This is a genomic window from Zoogloea oleivorans (genome assembly GCF_008107625.1).
Classification (GTDB): domain Bacteria; phylum Pseudomonadota; class Gammaproteobacteria; order Burkholderiales; family Rhodocyclaceae; genus Zoogloea; species Zoogloea oleivorans.
This window is the reverse complement of the sequence record NZ_SDKK01000016.1, coordinates 45,262-63,364: the sequence shown is the minus strand read 5'-3', so window position 1 is coordinate 63,364 and position 18,103 is coordinate 45,262. Positions and strand designations below refer to the sequence as shown.

At 63.6% G+C, this 18,103-nt stretch carries 19 protein-coding genes; 8 read left to right on the top strand and 11 right to left on the bottom strand.

What is annotated here, in order from left to right; translation table 11 throughout:
* Positions 1 to 8: 8 nt before the first annotated feature.
* Genes ETQ85_RS16815 through ETQ85_RS16805 form a run of 3 tightly spaced genes read right to left on the bottom strand, consistent with a single transcriptional unit; the run spans position 9 to position 2,394 of the window.
* Positions 9 to 341, bottom strand: a complete 333-nt coding sequence (locus ETQ85_RS16815; protein WP_148580239.1) for a cupredoxin domain-containing protein — start codon at positions 339 to 341, stop codon at positions 9 to 11.
* 29 nt (positions 342 to 370) lie between these two features.
* Complete coding sequence (locus ETQ85_RS16810; RefSeq protein WP_148580238.1) at positions 371 to 1,846, bottom strand: carbohydrate porin; 1,476 nt, start codon at positions 1,844 to 1,846, stop codon at positions 371 to 373.
* Positions 1,847 to 1,848: 2 nt separating this feature from the next.
* Positions 1,849 to 2,394: an iron transporter gene (locus ETQ85_RS16805; RefSeq protein ID WP_148580237.1), complete on the bottom strand. Its 546-nt coding sequence runs from the start codon at positions 2,392 to 2,394 to the stop codon at positions 1,849 to 1,851.
* Between the two features lie 174 nt (positions 2,395 to 2,568).
* Here ETQ85_RS16805 and ETQ85_RS16800 point away from each other — a divergent pair, with 174 nt between their 5' ends.
* From ETQ85_RS16800 to ETQ85_RS16785, 4 genes are all read left to right on the top strand, one after another.
* Positions 2,569 to 4,083: an FAD-linked oxidase C-terminal domain-containing protein gene (locus tag ETQ85_RS16800; protein ID WP_148580236.1), complete on the top strand. Its 1,515-nt coding sequence runs from the start codon at positions 2,569 to 2,571 to the stop codon at positions 4,081 to 4,083.
* Positions 4,084 to 4,103: 20 nt separating this feature from the next.
* Positions 4,104 to 5,168, top strand: coding sequence for a glycolate oxidase subunit GlcE (glcE, locus tag ETQ85_RS16795; RefSeq protein WP_148580235.1), 1,065 nt, complete (start codon positions 4,104 to 4,106; stop codon positions 5,166 to 5,168).
* A gap of 3 nt (positions 5,169 to 5,171) precedes the next feature.
* Positions 5,172 to 6,419 (top strand): glycolate oxidase subunit GlcF, encoded by a 1,248-nt coding sequence (gene glcF, locus ETQ85_RS16790; protein ID WP_148580234.1) that lies wholly within the window; start codon positions 5,172 to 5,174, stop codon positions 6,417 to 6,419.
* A gap of 231 nt (positions 6,420 to 6,650) precedes the next feature.
* Positions 6,651 to 7,490 (top strand): PP2C family protein-serine/threonine phosphatase, encoded by an 840-nt coding sequence (locus ETQ85_RS16785; protein ID WP_148580233.1) that lies wholly within the window; start codon positions 6,651 to 6,653, stop codon positions 7,488 to 7,490.
* Here the strand turns inward: ETQ85_RS16785 and corA are convergent.
* Positions 7,487 to 8,503, bottom strand: a complete 1,017-nt coding sequence (gene corA / locus ETQ85_RS16780) for a magnesium/cobalt transporter CorA (RefSeq protein WP_246128795.1) — start codon at positions 8,501 to 8,503, stop codon at positions 7,487 to 7,489. The two genes, ETQ85_RS16785 and corA, sit on opposite strands and share 4 nt — an antisense overlap.
* Positions 8,504 to 8,726: 223 nt before the next feature.
* Here corA and ETQ85_RS16775 point away from each other — a divergent pair, with 223 nt between their 5' ends.
* From ETQ85_RS16775 to ETQ85_RS16765, 3 genes are read left to right on the top strand one after another with little or no spacing between them, the layout of a single operon-like run.
* On the top strand, positions 8,727 to 9,851 hold the full coding sequence (locus ETQ85_RS16775) for an NAD(P) transhydrogenase subunit alpha (protein ID WP_148580231.1): 1,125 nt from the start codon (positions 8,727 to 8,729) through the stop codon (positions 9,849 to 9,851).
* 14 nt (positions 9,852 to 9,865) lie between these two features.
* Positions 9,866 to 10,150, top strand: a complete 285-nt coding sequence (locus ETQ85_RS16770) for an NAD(P) transhydrogenase subunit alpha part 2 (RefSeq protein WP_148579859.1) — start codon at positions 9,866 to 9,868, stop codon at positions 10,148 to 10,150.
* Between the two features lie 5 nt (positions 10,151 to 10,155).
* Positions 10,156 to 11,526, top strand: a complete 1,371-nt coding sequence (locus ETQ85_RS16765) for an NAD(P)(+) transhydrogenase (Re/Si-specific) subunit beta (RefSeq protein WP_425473136.1) — start codon at positions 10,156 to 10,158, stop codon at positions 11,524 to 11,526.
* Between the two features lie 65 nt (positions 11,527 to 11,591).
* On the opposite strand, the gene ETQ85_RS16760 is transcribed toward ETQ85_RS16765, so the two are convergent.
* The 7 genes from ETQ85_RS16760 to ETQ85_RS16730 all read right to left on the bottom strand — a co-directional run bounded on the left by ETQ85_RS16760 (position 11,592) and on the right by ETQ85_RS16730 (position 17,213).
* A complete protein-coding gene (locus ETQ85_RS16760) occupies positions 11,592 to 12,044 on the bottom strand; it encodes a SixA phosphatase family protein (protein WP_148580229.1) in 453 nt (150 codons plus the stop codon).
* A gap of 85 nt (positions 12,045 to 12,129) precedes the next feature.
* Complete coding sequence (locus tag ETQ85_RS16755) at positions 12,130 to 13,635, bottom strand: CYTH and CHAD domain-containing protein (protein ID WP_148580228.1); 1,506 nt, start codon at positions 13,633 to 13,635, stop codon at positions 12,130 to 12,132.
* A 136-nt stretch (positions 13,636 to 13,771) separates the two neighbouring features.
* Positions 13,772 to 14,089: a thiosulfate oxidation carrier complex protein SoxZ gene (gene soxZ / locus ETQ85_RS16750; RefSeq protein ID WP_148580227.1), complete on the bottom strand. Its 318-nt coding sequence runs from the start codon at positions 14,087 to 14,089 to the stop codon at positions 13,772 to 13,774.
* A gap of 14 nt (positions 14,090 to 14,103) precedes the next feature.
* On the bottom strand, positions 14,104 to 14,571 hold the full coding sequence (soxY, locus tag ETQ85_RS16745) for a thiosulfate oxidation carrier protein SoxY (RefSeq protein ID WP_148580226.1): 468 nt from the start codon (positions 14,569 to 14,571) through the stop codon (positions 14,104 to 14,106).
* Positions 14,572 to 14,956: 385 nt separating this feature from the next.
* A complete protein-coding gene (locus tag ETQ85_RS16740) occupies positions 14,957 to 15,445 on the bottom strand; it encodes a hypothetical protein (RefSeq protein WP_148580225.1) in 489 nt (162 codons plus the stop codon).
* Between the two features lie 156 nt (positions 15,446 to 15,601).
* Positions 15,602 to 16,510 (bottom strand): YihY/virulence factor BrkB family protein, encoded by a 909-nt coding sequence (locus ETQ85_RS16735; RefSeq protein WP_148580224.1) that lies wholly within the window; start codon positions 16,508 to 16,510, stop codon positions 15,602 to 15,604.
* The gene (locus ETQ85_RS16730; protein WP_187394741.1) at positions 16,500 to 17,213 is read right to left on the bottom strand and encodes a phage holin family protein; all 714 of its coding nucleotides are present in this window, start codon (positions 17,211 to 17,213) and stop codon (positions 16,500 to 16,502) included. Before ETQ85_RS16730 ends, ETQ85_RS16735 begins: the two co-directional genes overlap by 11 nt.
* Before the next feature lie 351 nt (positions 17,214 to 17,564).
* Between ETQ85_RS16730 and ETQ85_RS16725 the strand changes: the two genes are divergently transcribed.
* A complete protein-coding gene (locus tag ETQ85_RS16725) occupies positions 17,565 to 18,053 on the top strand; it encodes a hemerythrin domain-containing protein (protein WP_148580222.1) in 489 nt (162 codons plus the stop codon).
* Positions 18,054 to 18,103: the final 50 nt, after the last annotated feature.

Genomic DNA, 18,103 nt, shown 5'->3' with positions numbered 1-18,103 from the left:
TCCGTTGCTTATCTGGCGACGATCCGGCCCTGGCCGGTTGCCGGGTGGAAGTCGTCAAAGAACTTGTAGCTGCCCGGCTTCATTGGAAAGAAAACCAGGTTGCGCGTGACGCCGGGGGCGAGGACGAGTTCCTTTTTCAGTTCAAGGCTCTCGAATTCCGTGGCGCCCGGTCCCTCGTTTTTCACCTCCAGGCGAAAGCGCGTGTTGGCGGGGACTTCCAGCGTTTCAGGGAAGAAGTGGCCGTCTTTCATCAGCAGCCTGAAGGTCGGCATGTCGTCGGCGCCGGCCGCGCCCGAGGCCAGGAGCAAGCCGGTGAGCACGGAAAGAAGCGTGGATCTCATGGGGTTCTTGAGGGGCATGGGCTGGTCGATCAGTAGGCAATATTGGCGCGCAGGGCGAAGACCTTGACGGCCTTCGCGTCCGCGTTGCCGCCACCGTTGGTGACGTACTGGAAGTCCGGTGTCAGTTCGAACTGCGGTGACAGGCGGTAGCGGTAGTAGATTTCCGTGAGCTTCTCCGCGCCTTGCGGGACGAAGCTGTAGGCGACGAGGGTCTGGTTGTCGTCGAGCCAGGCCGTTGTCGGCGCGTTGCGATAGGCCTTGCCCGACTGCAGCCAGGCGCTGGCGATGCCGAAGGCGTCCGCGCCACGATTCCAGTAGCTGCCGGAAAACTCCGCCCCGAGCGTGGCGGCCTGGTTGAACGGCAACTCGCCATTGACCAGCTTGCCGTAGCGCCCGAAGACCCGGATACCGTCGCCGATACGCTGGTCCACCGAGGCACCGATGCCGGTGTGCCGGGTCAGCGTACCGTCGTAGTCGACGCCCTGGCTGCGGTTCCAGCCATAGGCCCGGTAGTTGCCGCTCAGGCCGCCGAAGAGTTTCAGCTGCTTCTCGGCCTGCACCATCAACAGCGGCGAGGACAGGCTGCGCTGGTAGTTGGCGCCCCGTTCACCGGCACCGAAAACACCCATCGACAGACGCCAGGGCCGCGCCTTGTCCACGTGGTTCAGGTAAGACGCCACGAAGCCCGGCTGGAAACCGTTGGCATCAACGCCGGCTTCGCGCCCGGCATCGAGCAGCGGGTTATGCACGAAGACCGAATTCAGGAACTGCTTCGCTTCATCGCCGGCGGCGGCGTTCTGGTCGAAGAAGCCGAAGATGTCCATCTTGCCGAAAGTCAGTTCCAGCGTTTCGCGGGAGTAGGGCTTGAAGCCGAGAAAGGGCAGCGGAATGGCCGCTTGATACCAAGCCTGGCCGAGGATGGCCACGGAGTCGTCCGGGTTGGCGCCGGACGCGCGGAAGGCCAGCGAATTGGGCGTGTTGGCGAAATGGCCGAGGTTCGAGAAGGCCGCATTCAAGCCGAGGCCCTGGCCCATGCGCAGGTGCGCGAAGAGCTTGTGCTCGATGTCGCCGAGCGGCGCCAGAGGCAGCTCCACCGAGACATCGGCGCGGTAGTTCAACTGGCTGCTGCCGCCGTCCATGTGCTGCGGCAGACCGGCCGCGTGCTGGCCGACGGTGGCCAGTGCGGCGCTGACCTTGATGCCTTCCAGCGATTCGGCGATGCGGGCAGCCTTCTTCATCTCCAGCGCATCCTTCTCGACGGCCTTGAGACGTACGGTCAGTTCCGGCTCGTTTTCGGACAGGCGCGGGCTGTCGAGCCCCCGGGCGATTTCGGTGCTTTCACCCTTCAGCGCCTTCACTTCCCTTTCCAGCTCGCTGTTGCGGGCCTCCAGTCTTTCCAGGCGGGCGGCCAGCTTCTCCAGCAGGGCGGCTTCAGTCGGGCCGGCGAGGGCGGGCAGGGTCAGTCCTGCCGCGACGAGCGCAGCGCTCAGTTGAACGAAGCGCATGATCAGTAGCCGCCCTTCTTGCCGATGCCGACATAGGTGAATTCGTACTCAACCTCGATGGGCTTGAACCATGGGCGAACACCGGTGGCGCGGTCGGTGTGGCGGCCGAAGTGGGCTTGCGGATTGGCTGACGGCGGCAGCACGGTGTATTTCACCTTGTACTTGCCGGGTCCGGCCAGCTTGATGTTGTCGCCGTAGTGTGGGCCGTCGTTGGCGACCATCGGCATGAAGTCGCCGGCGATCTTGTAGTCGCCACCGATCTTCGAGACCTCGAACTTGACGAGCAGGTAGGGAATCCAGGCGCCTTCCTCGAAGCCGTTCGGGTTGTTGGCCAGGGCGTGGATGTCGGCTTCGATGTGGATGTCGGAATCCACGGCCTTGCGCATGTGGCCTTCCGGCTCCATTTCGACCGGTTGCAGGTAAACCGCGGCGATTTCCATTCCGGCGCGCTGCTGCGGAACGCCGATGGGGTACTCGAGGGCGTGGGCTGCGCCGGAGAGGAGGGCGGAAAGACTTAGTGCAGCAATGAGGGTACGGTTGGGCGACATGACATGGATTCCTGAGGGCTCGGGCAGCTGGGTCTGAACGATTGTTGGCATACTCTGTTGTCGGAAAGCACAGTGCTTTCGTCGTGTGTAATCTAAACGAGAATCAATATCATTATATTGATTAATGACAATGATTCTTAAAAAAGTGAATTCCGAGAACGAGGAGATGAAGTGATGGGCAAGACTCTGGAAGCGCCCGGCTTCAGTACGGCCGAGCGCGATTTTTCGCAGGTGGACAAGTGCCGCCTTGTCGCGGCCCTGTCTCGCGTGCTGCCCGCCACGAGCCTGCTCCACGAGGCCGAAGACCTGCCGCCCTACGAGTGCGACGGCATGTCGACGCTGCGCCAGGTGCCGCTGGTGGTGGTCTTGCCGGAAACCGAAGTGCAGGTCGTCGACATCCTGAAAATCTGTGCTGCGCAGAAAGTTCCGGTGGTGGCGCGGGGGGCCGGAACCGGCTTGTCGGGCGGGGCGATGCCGCACCGCTTTGGCGTGGTCTTGTCCCTGGCCCGCCTGAAGAAGATCCTGAAGATCGACGCCCATGCCCGCCGTGCTGTCGTGCAGCCGGGTGTGCGCAATCTGGCCATCTCGGAGGCGGCGGCGCCCTACGGTCTGTACTACGCGCCGGATCCGTCGTCGCAGATCGCGTGCACCATCGGCGGCAACGTGGCCGAAAACTCCGGTGGCGTGCATTGCCTCAAGTACGGCCTGACCATCCACAACCTGCTCAAGGTGCGTGGCGTGACCATCGCCGGCGAGATCGTCGAGTTCGGCAGCCTGGCGCTGGATGCGCCCGGCTACGATTTGCTGCCGCTGGTGACCGGTTCGGAGGGCATGCTGGCGGTGGTCACCGAAGTCACGGTCAAGCTGACGCCCAAGCCGCAGCTCGCCCAGTGCGTGCTGGCGGCCTTCGACGACGTGGTGAAGGCCGGCGATGCGGTGGCGCGGATCATCGCTGCCGGCATCATTCCGGCCGGGCTGGAGATGATGGACCAGCCGGCCACCGTCGCCGTCGAGGCGTTCGTCCACGCCGGATACCCGCTGGATGCCCAGGCGATTCTGCTGTGCGAATCGGATGGCACGCCGGAGGAAGTGGCCGAGGAAATCGGCCGCGTGCGTGTGCTGCTGGAAGACAGTGGCGCCACTGAAATCCGCGTCTCCCGCGACGAGGCCGAGCGCCTGCGTTTCTGGGCCGGGCGGAAGGCCGCTTTTCCGGCGGCGGGGCGGATCTCGCCGGATTATTACTGCATGGACGGCACCATTCCGCGCAAGCGTCTCGGCGAAATGCTGCTGGCCATCCAGGCGATGGAGAAGAAGTACGCGATGCGCTGTATCAACGTCTTTCACGCCGGTGACGGCAATCTGCATCCACTGATTCTTTTCGACGCCAACAAGCCCGGTGACCAGCACACTGCCGAGGCCTTCGGCGCCGAGATCCTGGAGCTGTCGGTGGCGCTCGGCGGCACCATCACCGGCGAGCACGGGGTCGGTATCGAGAAGATCAACCAGATGTGCAGCCAGTTTGCCACCCCGGAAATCGTCGCCTTCCACCGGGTCAAGGCGGCTTTCGATCCGGAGGGCCTGCTCAACCCCGGCAAGGCTATTCCAACCCTCAACCGCTGCGCCGAATACGGTCGTGAACGCATGGGGCACACCCAGCGCCAGGCTCACCCCGATTTGCCGCGCTTCTGATTGTCGATGGAGACAAGAGAGTGAACGATCTGATCCACGTCTGGCGCGAGCGCATCCGCGCTGCTGCGGCAGAGGGCCGGAGCCTCCACATCCGTGGTGGTGGCAGCAAGGATTTCTACGGTCGGCAGGCTGTCGGCGAGCTGCTTGATACCCGCATGTGCAGCGGCATCGTCAATTACGAGCCGAGCGAGCTGGTGGTGACGGTACGCGCCGGCACGCCGCTGGTCGAGCTGGAGGCGACGCTGGCGGCGCGGGGCCAGATGCTCGCCTTTGAGCCACCGCATTTTGCGACAGGTAGCACCATTGGCGGCTGTGTGGCAGCCGGGCTGGCCGGACCGCGCCGGGCGGCCGCTGGCGGCGTGCGGGATTTCGTCCTTGGCGCGCGGATCATCGACGGCCGCGGCGAGTTGCTCCGCTTTGGCGGCGAGGTCATGAAGAACGTGGCCGGCTACGACGTCTCGCGGGCGCTGGCGGGCAGCCTCGGCACGCTGGGCCTGATTGTCGACGTGTCGCTGAAGGTGTTGCCCCGGCCAGTGGCGGAGGCGACGTTGCGCTTTTCCATGGCTGAGGCGGCGGCACTGCATCAGCTTAACGTGTGCGCTGGTCAACCCTTGCCGGTGTCGGCCAGTGCTTGGCGCGACGGGGTGCTGACGCTGCGTCTGTCGGGGGCAAAAGCGGCTGTCGATGCGGCGACGGTCCGCCTCGGTGGCGAGCGTTTGTCGTCAGACGTTGCGGATGCCTTCTGGCGCGGCCTGCGTGATCACACCGACGCTTTTTTCCAGGCGGATGCACCCCTGTGGCGGCTGTCCGTGCCCACCGATGCACTGTCAGCGAGCCTGCCGGGCGAGCAACTCGTGGAGTGGGGCGGGGCTCAGCGCTGGCTGTGCTCGGTGGCGCCGGCAAAGGAGATCCGGGCCTGCGCCGAACTCCTTGGCGGCCACGCAACCCTGTTTCGCCATGGTGAACGGGATAGCGCCGTCTTCCACCCGCTGCCGGCCGCCTTGATGGCCCTGCAGCGCAATCTCAAGAATGCATTCGATCCGGCGGGAGTCCTGAACCCCGGCCGCCTGTACGAGGGCTTGTAAGCCATGCAGACCAATCTCGCCGATTTCATCAAGGACACGCCGGAGGGGCACGAGGCCGAAGCGATCCTGCGCAAGTGTGTGCACTGCGGCTTCTGCACCGCTACCTGTCCGACCTACCAGCTGCTCGGCGACGAGCTGGACGGGCCACGGGGCCGCATCTATCTGATCAAAGAGGTGCTGGAAGGCCGGCCCGCCACTGAAAAGACGCGCTTGCACCTGGATCGCTGCCTGACTTGCCGCTCTTGCGAAACGACCTGCCCATCGGGTGTCGAGTACGGGCGTCTGGCAGATATCGGCCGCCATGTGGTCGAGCAGCAGGTGCCGCGCACCGGCGCCGACCGGCTCAAGCGCATCGCACTGCGGGAGTTCGTGCCGCGCAGTGGCCTCTTTGGTACGGCGATGGGCGTGGGACGTCTGCTTCGGCCGCTGCTGCCGCGGGCGCTGGCCGAGCAGGTGCCACATAGCTCGCAGGCGGGGCGCTGGCCGGTACGCCGCCACGCCAGGAAGATGATTGTGCTGGCCGGTTGCGTGCAGCCCGCCATGCGTCCGTCCATCAACGCGGCGACGGCGCGCGTCCTCGATCTGCTGGGGATTTCGCTGGTCGAACAGCCGGCCGCCGGTTGCTGTGGGGCGCTCAAGTTCCACCTTCAGGATCAGGAGGGGGGCAGGGATGACGCCCGCCGCAACATCGATGCGTGGTGGCCTGGCATCGCCGCCGGGGAGGTCGAGGCGATTGTCGTTACGGCGTCAGGCTGCGGTGTGCAGGTCAAGGATTACGGCCATCTGCTCAAGGGCGATCCGGACTATGCGGCCAAGGCGGCAAGGGTGGCCGCCCTGAGTCGTGATGTGGCAGAGGTGGTGCTGGCCGAGGCGCCGGCATTACAGGCGATCCTGGCCACAAAGGTGGCTGGCCGGCCGACCCGCAAGATCGCCTTTCACGCGCCGTGCAGTCTTCAGCACGGCCTGAAAATCCGGGGGGTGGTCGAGGGCTTGCTGACGGCCGCCGGTTTTGAGCTTGTACCTGTTCGGGATATGCATTTATGCTGTGGCTCGGCAGGTACCTACTCACTCTTGCAACCGGCGCTGTCACGTCAGTTGCGCGACAACAAGCTGGCGGCACTTCAGGAAGGGCGCGGAGAACGAATCGCTTCGGCAAATATTGGTTGCATTGAGCATTTATGCACCACTGCCGTGATACCCGTTCAACATTGGATTGAGCTGATTGATGAAAAAATCACGGAATCGCCCTGAAAGCCGGATAGGGCCTTCTTTCTGTAAGAGATAAACAGTTAAACTTCGTGAATCATGAAGCTTGGCTGTGACCCGGAGTAATTGTGTGAACAAGCGTGGCGTCTTCCCCTTCCAGAATCCCGAACTCCGGTCGTCAGCTTATCGCCCCGACACGGTGAGGCACGAGGGTATTCAAGGGATATCCCGTCCTCGCGTGTCCGGTTGGACTTTTCTTCGGGCGCGCATCGCGTCATGTTGAATCCGACCTTCTCGTCGCTGTCGGCGCCGGATTCGGTAACGGCAAAAAAACGCTATCAGGCTGAAGCCTGCGTCGCCAAGCACACCGGTGATCGTACCGAACAGCAGGACAGGGCCGCCGTTTTTGCTCACCCGAGCCGCAAGGGAACCCTGATGGCGGTTCTTGCCGACGGGATGGGTGGGCATTCCGGTGGGGCGATGGCCGCTGAGCAGGTGATCCTCAAGGCCCGACAGAATTTCGAAGCTTTTGCCCCCGCCTCCGAAAGTGCGCCCGATCTGCTGCGCGGTATCGTTGACGAAGCCCATATCGTCATCAAGCTGACCCGCTTCACCAGTGAGCAGGACCCGCACAGTACGGCCGTGGTTTTCATGATGCAGCCGGACCGGGCCGACTGGGCCCATTGCGGTGATTCGCGCTTTTATCACTTCCGGGCCGGCGCACTGGTCACCCGCAGCGTCGACCATTCCCTCGTCGAGGAACTCGTGCGCAAGGGGCGTCTGGATGCCGAAGGCGCGCTGCGCCATCCCAATCGCAACGTGCTCTTGTCGTGCCTGGGGTCCGAACGGGAGCCGCGGGTGGACGTGGGACATGCCTCACCACTGGTGGGGGGCGATGCTTTCCTGCTGTGCTCGGATGGCCTGTGGGCCTATATAACGGAAGCCGAAATGGGGCAGATCCTGGCCAACCAGTCGCCTCGTGATGCGGCTTCCATGCTCATCGAACTGGCCCGGCAGCGTGCCCGGGGCGGCGGTGACAACATTTCCCTGGCTGTCGTGAAGCTGGTGGAAGTGCCACCCAAGGTCCAGAATGGCTTCCCGGTACTGAGCGCCTAGCGGGTTTTGAGCCAGTTCCTGCGCCAGAAGGCGGCGGCCATCAGGGTTGCCGCAACGGCCATCATCCCCATTGCAATAACGAAACCGTCCTGCTCCTCAAGGAGGGGCATAACGCGAAAATTCATCCCGAAAATCCCTGCAATCAACGTTGCCGGCATGAACAGGGTGGTCAGCACCGTGAGAATGCGTACCTCGGTGTTGAGCCGGTTGCTGACACTGGACAGATAGATGTCGAGCAGGTCGGCCAGCGAGTCGCGTACCGATTCCAGGGATTCGAGGACATGCACCGTGTGATCGTAGATATCCCGCAGATAGAGGCGTGTGTCGGCGGTAAAGAAACTGCTGTCGGCCCGTGACAGTGTGTTGAGCACTTCCCGTAAGGGCCAGACGGCCCGACGCAGCATGAGCGCCTCATGCTTGACCCGGTTTATCTCGGCCAGCAGTGCCGGATTGGGGTTGCTCAGGGCCAGGTCTTCGAGGTCTTCCGTCATGTCGCCGAGGTTGTCGAGCATCACGAAGTAGCGGTCCACCAGCGTGTCGAGGAGGGCGTAGGCCAGATAGTCGGTGCCGTGGCTGCGCATCGCCCCGTGTTCGGCCCGCAGGCGTTCGCGGATGGCTTCGAAGGCGCCGGTAGCCTGCTCCTGAAAAGTCAGCACGAAGTTGCGGCCCAGGACGATGCTGACCTGGTCCGAGTTGAGTGTGCTGCTCTCCGTATCGAAATCGAAGCAGCGAGCGACGATATAGAGGTAATCGGCATACTCGTCGCTCTTCGGTCGCTGGTGGGTGTTCAGGATGTCTTCCTGAACCAGCGGGTGCAGCTTGAAGCGTCGGCCGATCTCGGCCATCACTGCCGGATCGTGCAGCCCATAGACGTTGAGCCACATTTTTGCCCGGGTGGGCTGATGGAGCCGGGATGCTTCGAGGGAGTCGAAGCGCGTCTCGGTGACGCCATGTGCATCGAATTCAATCAGCGTGATGCTCGGCTTTTCGGTCTTGATCTCGCCGATATGCACCAGGGATCCTGGGGGTAACCCTAACTTTCGGGTTAGGCGGGTTCGTTTCTTGCTAGACTTTCGCATCTTATTGGCGATATTCGGATGTAATAACCGGATTGCTGTGCAGGATTTTACGGGAATCCGGGGATGCCCCCGGGCGACTGCAGCCAGGTTTGTATCGTCGTCAAAACCCTCTTGCGACGATAACAGAATTCCAACTACCTACTAATAAGGAGCTTCCATGCCCCTGGTCATCGGTGTGACCAAAGAGCTTACGCCAGGAGAGCGCCGCGTTGCGCTGGTCCCGGACGTAGCCAAGAAGTATCAAGGACTTGGCGCAGCATTGCTGCTCGAGTCGGGAGCCGGTTCGTCGGCGTATTACCAGGACGAGGACTACGCTCCGGCCGAACTGGCCGGTGACGGGCTGTCCGTGCTGCAGAAGGCCGACGTGATCCTGCAGGTACAGCCGCTGGGTGTCGAAGCCTTGCAGCAACTGAAAGCGGGTACGGTTCTGGTCGGCCTGCAGCAACCTTGGTCGAGCGCCGAACGTGTTGCAGTTTTGCGCCAAAAAAACATCACCTGTTTCGCTTTGGAACTGTTGCCGCGTATCAGTCGTGCCCAGAGCATGGACGTACTGTCCAGCCAGGCCGCGGTAGCCGGCTACGAATGCGCGCTGATCGCTGCCGATCACAGCCCCAAGTTTTTCCCGATGCTCACCTACGCGGCCGGCACCATCCGTCCGGCCAAGGTGCTGGTGATCGGCGCCGGTGTGGCGGGTCTGCAAGCCATTGCCACGGCCAAGCGTCTCGGCGCGATGGTCTCCGGCTACGATGTGCGACCGGAAACCAAAGAGCAGATCGAGTCGCTGGGCGCCAAGTTTGTTGACACCGGCGTGTCGGCAGCCGGCACCGGCGGCTACGCCCGCGAGCTCACTGACGACGAGAAGCGCCAGCAGGCCGAGAAGCTTGGTCGTGCCATCGCCGAGTGCGATGCGCTGATCACCACTGCCGCCATTCCGGGCCGCAAGGCCCCGGTCATCGTGTCGGCCGAGATGGTGGCACGCATGAAGCCTGGTTCCGTTGTCGTCGACATGGCGGCCGAAACCGGCGGCAACGTGGCCGGCACCGTGGCGGGTGAGAAGGTCTGGATCGGCCAGACGCTGATCATCGGCCCGACGCACATTCCCAGCCGCATGCCCGTGCATGCTTCGGATATGTACGCCAAGAACCTCTATAACTTCATCTCGCCCTTCATCAAGGACGGCAACCTGGTCCTCGACTGGGAAGATGAAGTGATGGCGGGAGCCTGCCTCACCCACGCCGGCGAGCTGCGCCACGCCGGCGTCAAGCAGGCCCTCGGCCTGTAACCGGAGACGACCCCATGGACGGCTTTGTCGCAATCTACATCTTCATGCTCGCCGCCTTCACCGGCTACGAGGTGATTTCCCGTGTGCCGGTGATCCTGCACACCCCGCTGATGTCCGGCTCCAACTTTGTGCACGGCGTCGTGCTGGTGGGCGGCATGATCGCCCTCGGCCAGGCCGAAACGCCGCTCGAGCAGGCCCTCGGCTTCGTTGCCGTGCTGCTCGGTGCGGCCAACGCCGCCGGCGGCTACGTGGTCACCGAACGCATGCTCGCCATGTTCAAGTCGAAGGAGAAGAAATAATGGCGATGAAATGGCTGATTGACGCGAGCTACTTCGTCGCCGCGATCCTCTTCATCCTCGGCCTCAAGGGCATGAGCTCGCCGGTGTCGGCGCGTAAAGGCATCGTCTGGGCCGGGGTCGGCATGGTGCTCGCCACCGTGGTCACCTTCCTCACCCCGGGCATGAACAACTTCGCCCTCATGCTCCTCGCCATCACCCTTGGCGGGGCGGTGGCGTGGATCTCCGGCAAGAAGGTCGCCATGACCGACATGCCGCAGATGGTCGCCATCTACAACGGCATGGGCGGCGGCGCCGCGGCGGCGATTGCCGCGGTCGAATTCGCCCGCGGTGAAATGCACGGCGTCGTCGTCACCCTGCTCGCCACCCTCGGCGCGCTGATCGGCGCGGTCTCCTTCTCCGGTTCCGTCATCGCCTGGGCCAAGCTGCAGGGCGTCATGAAAAAGGCCTTCCGGCTGCCCGCCCAGAACGCGGTGAACATCGTGCTGGCGCTGGTGACTATCGCTGTTGGCGCCGCCATCGTCATCGCCCCGACCATCGACCCGCTGCTGGTTGGCGCCTTCTTCGTGCTGGCGCTGCTGCTCGGCGTGATCATCACCCTGCCGATCGGCGGGGCCGACATGCCGGTGGTCATCTCGCTGTTCAACGCCTTCACCGGTCTGGCCGTGGGCTTTGAAGGCTTCGTGATGGGCATCCCCGCGCTGATCATCGCCGGCATCGTCGTTGGCGCCGCCGGCACGCTGCTCACCCAGCTGATGGCCAAGGCCATGAACCGGCCGATCAGCAACATCCTCTTCGTGCCGATGGCCGGTGCGGCCAGTGGTGGCGAAGCCGTCGAGGGCGAGCAGAAGGAACTCGGCGCGATGGATGCCGCCGCCCTGATGCGCTACGCCAGCAAGGTCATCATCGTGCCGGGCTACGGCATGGCGGTGGCCGGCGCCCAACACAAGGTGTGGGAAATGGCCGAACTGCTCGAAGAAGCCGGTGTCGAGGTGGTCTTCGCGATCCACCCGGTGGCTGGCCGGATGCCGGGCCACATGAACGTGCTGCTCGCCGAAGCCGGCGTGCCCTACGAGAAGATCTTCGACCTCGAAGAGATCAACGGCGACTTCGCCCAGGCCGACGTGGCGCTGGTGATCGGCGCCAACGACGTGGTGAACCCCTCGGCACGCACCGACAAATCCAGCCCGATCTACGGCATGCCGATCCTCAACGCCGACTTGGCGCAGAACGTCATCGTCGTGAAGCGCGGCAAGGGCACGGGTTACTCGGGCATCGAGAACGCGCTGTTCTACAAGGAAAACACCCGGCTGTTGTACGGCTCGGCCCAGCAGGCGATTGGCGAAGTGATTCAGCACGTGAAGGCGATGTCGGTTTGAGCCTTGTCTGAAACCAAAGAAAAAGCCACCTTCGCGGTGGCTTTTTCAATTCGGCGCAGCGTGTTTCAGACCAGATCGGCGGGCATCACGGCGCGCAGTACGGTTTGCGTTTCATCTTCCCGCACCCGGTTGCTGAACCACCACAAAGCGCCTTTCTTGATTGTCCAGTCGGCTTCCTGACCGGACAGGAGCAGGGCCGCCAGGCGCCCCAGTTCCGGCTGGTGACCGACCACCAGCACCGAGCCACCGCCCCCCGGCCAGCCGCAGGCCGCGAGGATGCCGGAGATGTCATGGCCCGGGGCGAGGGCCGGCACAATCTCGAAATCCTTGGTGAAGGCACTCGCCGTCTGGCGGGTGCGGGTGGTGGGGCTGACCAGTACGCGCAGCTTCTTGGGCCGCCGGCTTTCCAGCCACTCGGCCACTTTGTGGGCCTGGCGGATGCCGCGCTCGGTCAGTTCACGGGTGCTGTCCGGCAGGCCGTCCACCGCTTCGGCGTGACGCCATAGCAGCAAATCCATTTTTCTTGTCTCCTCGTCCCTCGAAAGAGGGCAGGAGTCTGGAACAGCCAGGTTACCGGATGATGAATCCATCAAATTGGCCTCCTTAGCGTCGCCACGGGGTCTTGCCCCACAGGATCGGTTCAAGGGCGGGCAGCACGCTCTTGCGCAGGCGGGCGATCTTGGGGGCGTGCCAGCCGGCGACGAAGGCGGCGCCGCTGCGCAGTTCCGGATCCTTGCCGGCCCAGGCCTTGAGACGGCTGCGGGCAACCGATTCGTCGTTGAGATAGCCAAGGGTTTCCTGGATCTCGGCGATTTCGTTGGCGAAGCGCACGGTGGCCTTTTCGGGCAGCAGCGGGAGCAGGAATTCGATGCCGTAGCGCAGGCGCTTGAGGGACACGCGCAGCTCGTGGAGCTTGTCGGCGTGCAGGTCGGCGGCGGTGGTGAAACGTTTGCGGGCGCGCTTTCTCAACTGGGTGAGCTGCAGGCGGGCAAAGGTGGTGAGGTTGGCCGACTTGACGAGGGCATCGCTCTCGAGGGCATAGAGGTCTGAGGCCAGGGCCAGCATCTGGCGGCCGTGGCTGGCGGCGAGGAGCTGCTCGCGGGTGGCGGCCTTCTCGCGGTCACGACGATCCACCGCCATCGCAATCAGACGCTGGGTGGCGTCGTCGGCAAGGCCGGACTCGGCCACCGGGCTGAGCACTTCAGCGAGCATCACGTCCAGGTCGCGGGCCGCGCCAAGGCCATCGGCGGCATCCTTGAGCCCGTCGGACCAGCGCTTGACGAACTCTGCCGGCAGGGCCGGGCTGAACAGGCGCAGGGCCGAGCGCAGGCGGCGCAGGGCGACACGCAACTGGTGGATGAATTCCGGGTCGTCGCTTTCCCGCGCGCCGGATTCGTTGGCCTGCCACAGGGCCAGGCAGTCGAAGCCGATGATGCGGAAGGCGTCCACCGGTGACTGCTCGGGGGACAGGCGGGAGGGTTTGGCCTTGGCCGGGCGCAGGGCATGGTTGGAGAACAGGCGGTAGCCGCGCTCGGCCTTGCTGACGTTTTCCGGCGTGAGGGGCAGGGTTTCGGCCAGTTGCAGGGCGAGGGCGTAGAGTTCCCGCGGATCGCCTTCCACCAGCTCCAGTTCGAGTTCGCACAGGGGGCGCGAATGTTCTCCGACCTGGATGCTGCCGTTGTCGATCATGGCCAGCACCTTGACGCCTTCACTCGGCGTGAGGATGCAGGTTTCGCGCTTGAAATGGGTGGTGAACACCGGTACCAGCTGCGGCTGCAGGGCTTCAAGCCGGTTGCGCACGTCGTCCCGGTCGATGGCGGAAAAGTCGAAACTGCCGTTGGCGTAGGGCTGCTCCCATTCGGGGCGGGACGACAGGCCACCATTGGACTCGGCAGCGCACTTCACCGTTTGCAGCCAGCGGTTGCCGGCCTTGCGGGTGCGCACGGCCATGCGGCGTTCGCGCAGTTCCAGTTCGGCGGTGTCGAAATAGGTGTTTTCGAGGGTGCAGGTGCGCCCTTCGCGGGGCGCGTCGGCGATCAGCGGGTGACGGCGCAGGGCGGGAAGCGCCTTCGGCGGAAGGGTGAGCTTGAGTTCGATTTCGTGGCTCATGGGCATGCCATCGGCTGTTGGGGGAGCGTGCCTGCTGCCCGATACGGGGCTGCACAGGTGCGGGCCATTCTAGTCCCGATGGTGTGGCCCTGTCTTGCGCGGGGCCATTACATTTTCGGGCGGCCGATGGGGTATGTCAGGCTGCCGTGAAAGTGCTTTCCGCGCTGCCTCGCTGGCCCTTGTTGTCGAGCCAGGCCACCGCCAGTTTGTCACCGGCCTTGACCCCCGTGAGCTGGAAGGCGAACAGTGGATTGGCCGAAACGGCGGTGCCCAGGCCACCTTCGATGACCGGACGGCCATTCAGGCTGAGGATGACCGAGGTGATGTAGTGGGCCGGCATGGCATGCCCGGATGCATCGTGGCGCAGGCCGGATTCCATCGGATGGGGCAGCAGAACACGGACTTCGCCATCGCTGCCTTTTACGGTGGCGCGGATCTTGATCGGATCGGGCATTCGGGTTTCCTCGCTTATTCGCCGCAGCCGCCAACAGTGACCTTCACCTCGCGGAACACCGTGTAGTGCTTGTCGCCGGCTGTGGCGACGATGCGCAGGCGGGAGGTTTCGGCCATTTTCAGCCGCGCCTGGAAGCGGGCGACCGCCCCGGGGGCGAAGTTGAACTGAAGGGCGAGGGGGAAGGGATTCTTGTCCACCAGCACCGAGAGACGCGTCGTGCCGGGAATATTGCTGGCGACCTCAACAGGCACGGAGGCCCCGTTCTCGGCTATTTCCGGGACCTTGAGAAAAATGTCGCGGCTGGTTTCGGCGCCGGCGGCACCGATCAGGCGCAGGGCATCGGCGGCGGTTTTGGTGTCGAAGGCGGCGCGGTTGAAGTCGACGGCCAGGGCCGGGCCGGGTTTCAGCAGACCAAGGCCGAGTAGTCCGCCAAGGGCCATGGCGCTGCCGAAGGATTGCAGGAAGTTCCGGCGGCCGTTCATCGGGCGCCGGCCTTCGGGGCGTGGAGGTCGAGAGGGGCGAAGCCAGGCGGGTGACGCATCGGTTGCTCCAAAATCTGTCCTTGTCGGTGCTGCCGGATCGGCGCCCATTCTAAGGTTTCCAGGCTCGGGAGCGGTATGCGATTTTGTCGGAGCCATTCGCTCCGCGCCATTCGGGATCAGGTCGGCCCTTGCGGCCATTGAGGCAGGGCGTTTCGGGATGGCGGCGGGGCGCCGGGGGATCAACTCGGCGCTCGCCGGTATTTACTCGGGGGGCTTCAGGATCAGGTCGGGGGCCGGGGCGATGAAGTTGGCACTTTTTGGTATTAAGTCGGCCCTCGCCGGCATTAAATTGGCGCTTTTTTGCCCGGCCCTTCCTTCCCGCGATTTAGTTACCGCCTCCGTTGCTACCCGCCTCGCCGGTCTGGGCCGGTTTCTTGCGGCCGGGGCGCAGGATGGCCATCGCCTCGCGTAAATCTTCCAGGCTCTCGCTCTTGCTGAACAGCTTCATCAGCGCATAGCCCTGTAGTGCCGCGGTGAATACATCGCTGCCAAGGGCCATCTCGGTGTCCTCGCCCCTGGCCATGAAGTCCCGGATACGCCGCAAGCGGGGCCGCAGGGTGTCGAAGGCGAGCAGATCCCGCTGGACTTCGCCCAGATCGAAGTCCGCCGGCAGGATGCCCCGGTTCTGCTCGAGAACGGCCAGCGTCTGGCGGCAGAAATGCTCCGACTTGTCCCCCATCTTGTTGAGGCTGCTTACCTGCCCGGCCGACAGCTTGATGAGGGGTGCAAAGATTTCCTCGATGATCCCGATCGCCCCGTCGAGCCGGGTGAGGGTCTCGGCGGAAAACTCGATGGATACCAGATTCTGATTCACTACTTGTCTCCTGAAGAGTGGAAGAGGGGACGCGCCGCAAGATCGTGTGCCAGCCTGCGTAGTGCCGAACGGCATAGTGCATTCAGATATCTAATGTGGATAGTCGGGGTATCCCCTTATGCCTGCGCGAAAGGTATGGCTGCCATTCGGCAAACTTCAGCGGTCCGCTTGGCCCGGGAGGCTCGACACAACCGGCGCCGACCGCTGCCCGGACAGTTCCGCTTGCGAGCCGCGTTCGTGTGCGTAGGCACAGGTGAATTCGGCCCCCAGCAGAAAGATCTGCGCCGCGAAATAGACCCATACCAGCAGCACGACCAGCGAACCGGCCGCCCCGAAACCCGATGCGACGCTGGTTTTCCCCAGATAGAGGCCGATGAGGAGTTTGCCGATTTCGAACAGGAGCGCCGTCACCGTCGCGCCGATCCAGACGTCCTGCCAGGCGATTCTGGCGCGCGGCATGAACTTGTAGATCATCGCGAACAGAACAGTCGAAATGGCGAAGGAGATGCAGAAATCAATGGCGTGGAAAATTGCCTCCCAACCGGCGAAGTAACCGTCCCACCATTTGCCGACGGCGGCGATTGCCGCACCGATCACCAGCGAGACCAGGAGCAGGAATCCGAGCCCGAGCACCAGGCCGAAAGAAAGCAGGCGCGTGTGCAGCAAGACGAGGATGCCCATCTGCCTTGCCGGGGCGGGGACGCGCCAGATGCGGTCGAGGTCGCTCTGCAATTCCGCGAACACGGTCGTCGCGCCGATCATCAGCATGATCGTGCTGAGCACGATGGCAACGAATCCCTGGGCGGGCTCACTGGTGCTTTTCAGCAGCCCTTGCACGGCGATGGCGCCGTCGCGTCCGATCAGGCTTTGTATCTGGGCGACGATTTCGCCGCGGGCGGCATCCTGACCAAACACAAGACCGGCGATGGCGATGACGATGATGAGCAGCGGGGCAATCGAGAACAGGGTGTAGTAGGCCAGGGCGGCGCCCATGCTCGGCGCGAAATCGTCCAGCCACGCGTTGACCGATTTGCCGATCAGGCCCCTGATCTGCCTAAGATTCATGACGCTCTCCCGCGGCCGCTTTTTCCCCGTCATCCGCTTGCGCTCGGGGCGCAGAACGGAGTGCAATCCACAGCGGCGTCAGCACGCGCAGTGAGCCGAGGACTTGCATCCAGGCGCTCGGGCGGCTGGGGGCAAGCGGGTACTTGGGTTGGCGCCGGCCACCCACGAGATACCCGGCAGCGATTCCGGCGAGCACACCGCCGCCGATGACCAGCGGCGAGGCGATGCGGCGCCGCAAGCGCTTGCGCAGCACTTGGTATTCGGCATGGGCGGCCATCCGGCCTTCCTCGAGTTCCTGTTCGTACGGAAGGCGCGGCGGCGAGCTGTCATTCACCTCGATTTCCTGGTTGCGATACGCCCCCAGTTGACGCCGTGTCGCCGCGAAAAGCGGCTTCGCGCTGCGCCGCATGATCATCAGTACAAGTCCGCCGGCGCCGGCGAAACTGAGCAGCGCCGCAAGCCCCAGCGCGACTCCCCAACTGACGATGTTGTGCTGAACGAGGGCGACGACGAGGCATGCCAGCAGCCCGATCCAGCCGGTGATTGCCAGGCCCGCGGCGAGCAGGGCCAGCCCCAGCATCGACAACAGCCTCTGGCCGGCTTGCTGGCCTTCCATCGTCGCCAACGTGAGGAAGCGTCTGACCAAGACGTGCAGAGACGCGAGCAAGGACGAAACGGATACTGCGGCGGCTAAGGAAGGCATAACTTCATTCCACGATTGTCGATGGGGTGTTTCGTCCTTTTGCGAATACGCGAGTGCCGCATGACGCCAGCACCATGAACTCAGTGTGAACCTGAAATACGCCCACATATGTGCGCAAGCCTACATAACGCCCGCGAGTTGATTGCCGACGAAGAGTTGGGCGCGAAAATCCGGCGGGAGGGTGTCGATGACATTGCGCTGGTCAGGCAGGAGAGGAGCGGGTCACCCAAATGACGGCCTGGTTATGTTCGTCATCCCACAGACTCGGCTGCGCCGGGACACTACCGTGCAAGTTCTTGCCGATGTTATGGGCATGACACTTCCAGACCTGCAATCACCCTAAGGGCCGCCATGACTACTACCACCAAGACCACCACCACAACGAAGACCCCCACTGCCGCAAAGGACGCCATCGCGTTGCTGAGGGCTGATCATGGAGCGGTCAGCGATTTGTTTGCAGATTACGAAAAAGCGGATTCCAGCAAAAAGAAGAAGGCGCTTGTCGCCGAGATTTGTACCGAATTGAGCGTGCATGTACAGATCGAGGAAGGGATCTTCTACCCGGCTATCAAGGCGGCATTGAAGGACAAACTCCTGGTGCCGGAGGCCACGGTCGAGCATGGCAGCATCAAGGATCTGATCGCACAACTGGAAGAGGGCGAACCCGACGGCGCTATCTACGACGCCAAGGTCAAGGTGCTGTCCGAATACGTCGAACACCACGTCAAGGAAGAGCAGGGTGAGATGTTTCCCAAGGTCAAGGCCTCTTCCCTGGATCTGGTCGAACTCGGCGCCCGAATGGCGGCGCGCAAAGCCGATCTTCTCGCCGCCCGCGGCTGAAGAAAATCCGGTATGTCCAATCCTTTCCTGAAAAAAACCCCGTTCATGAG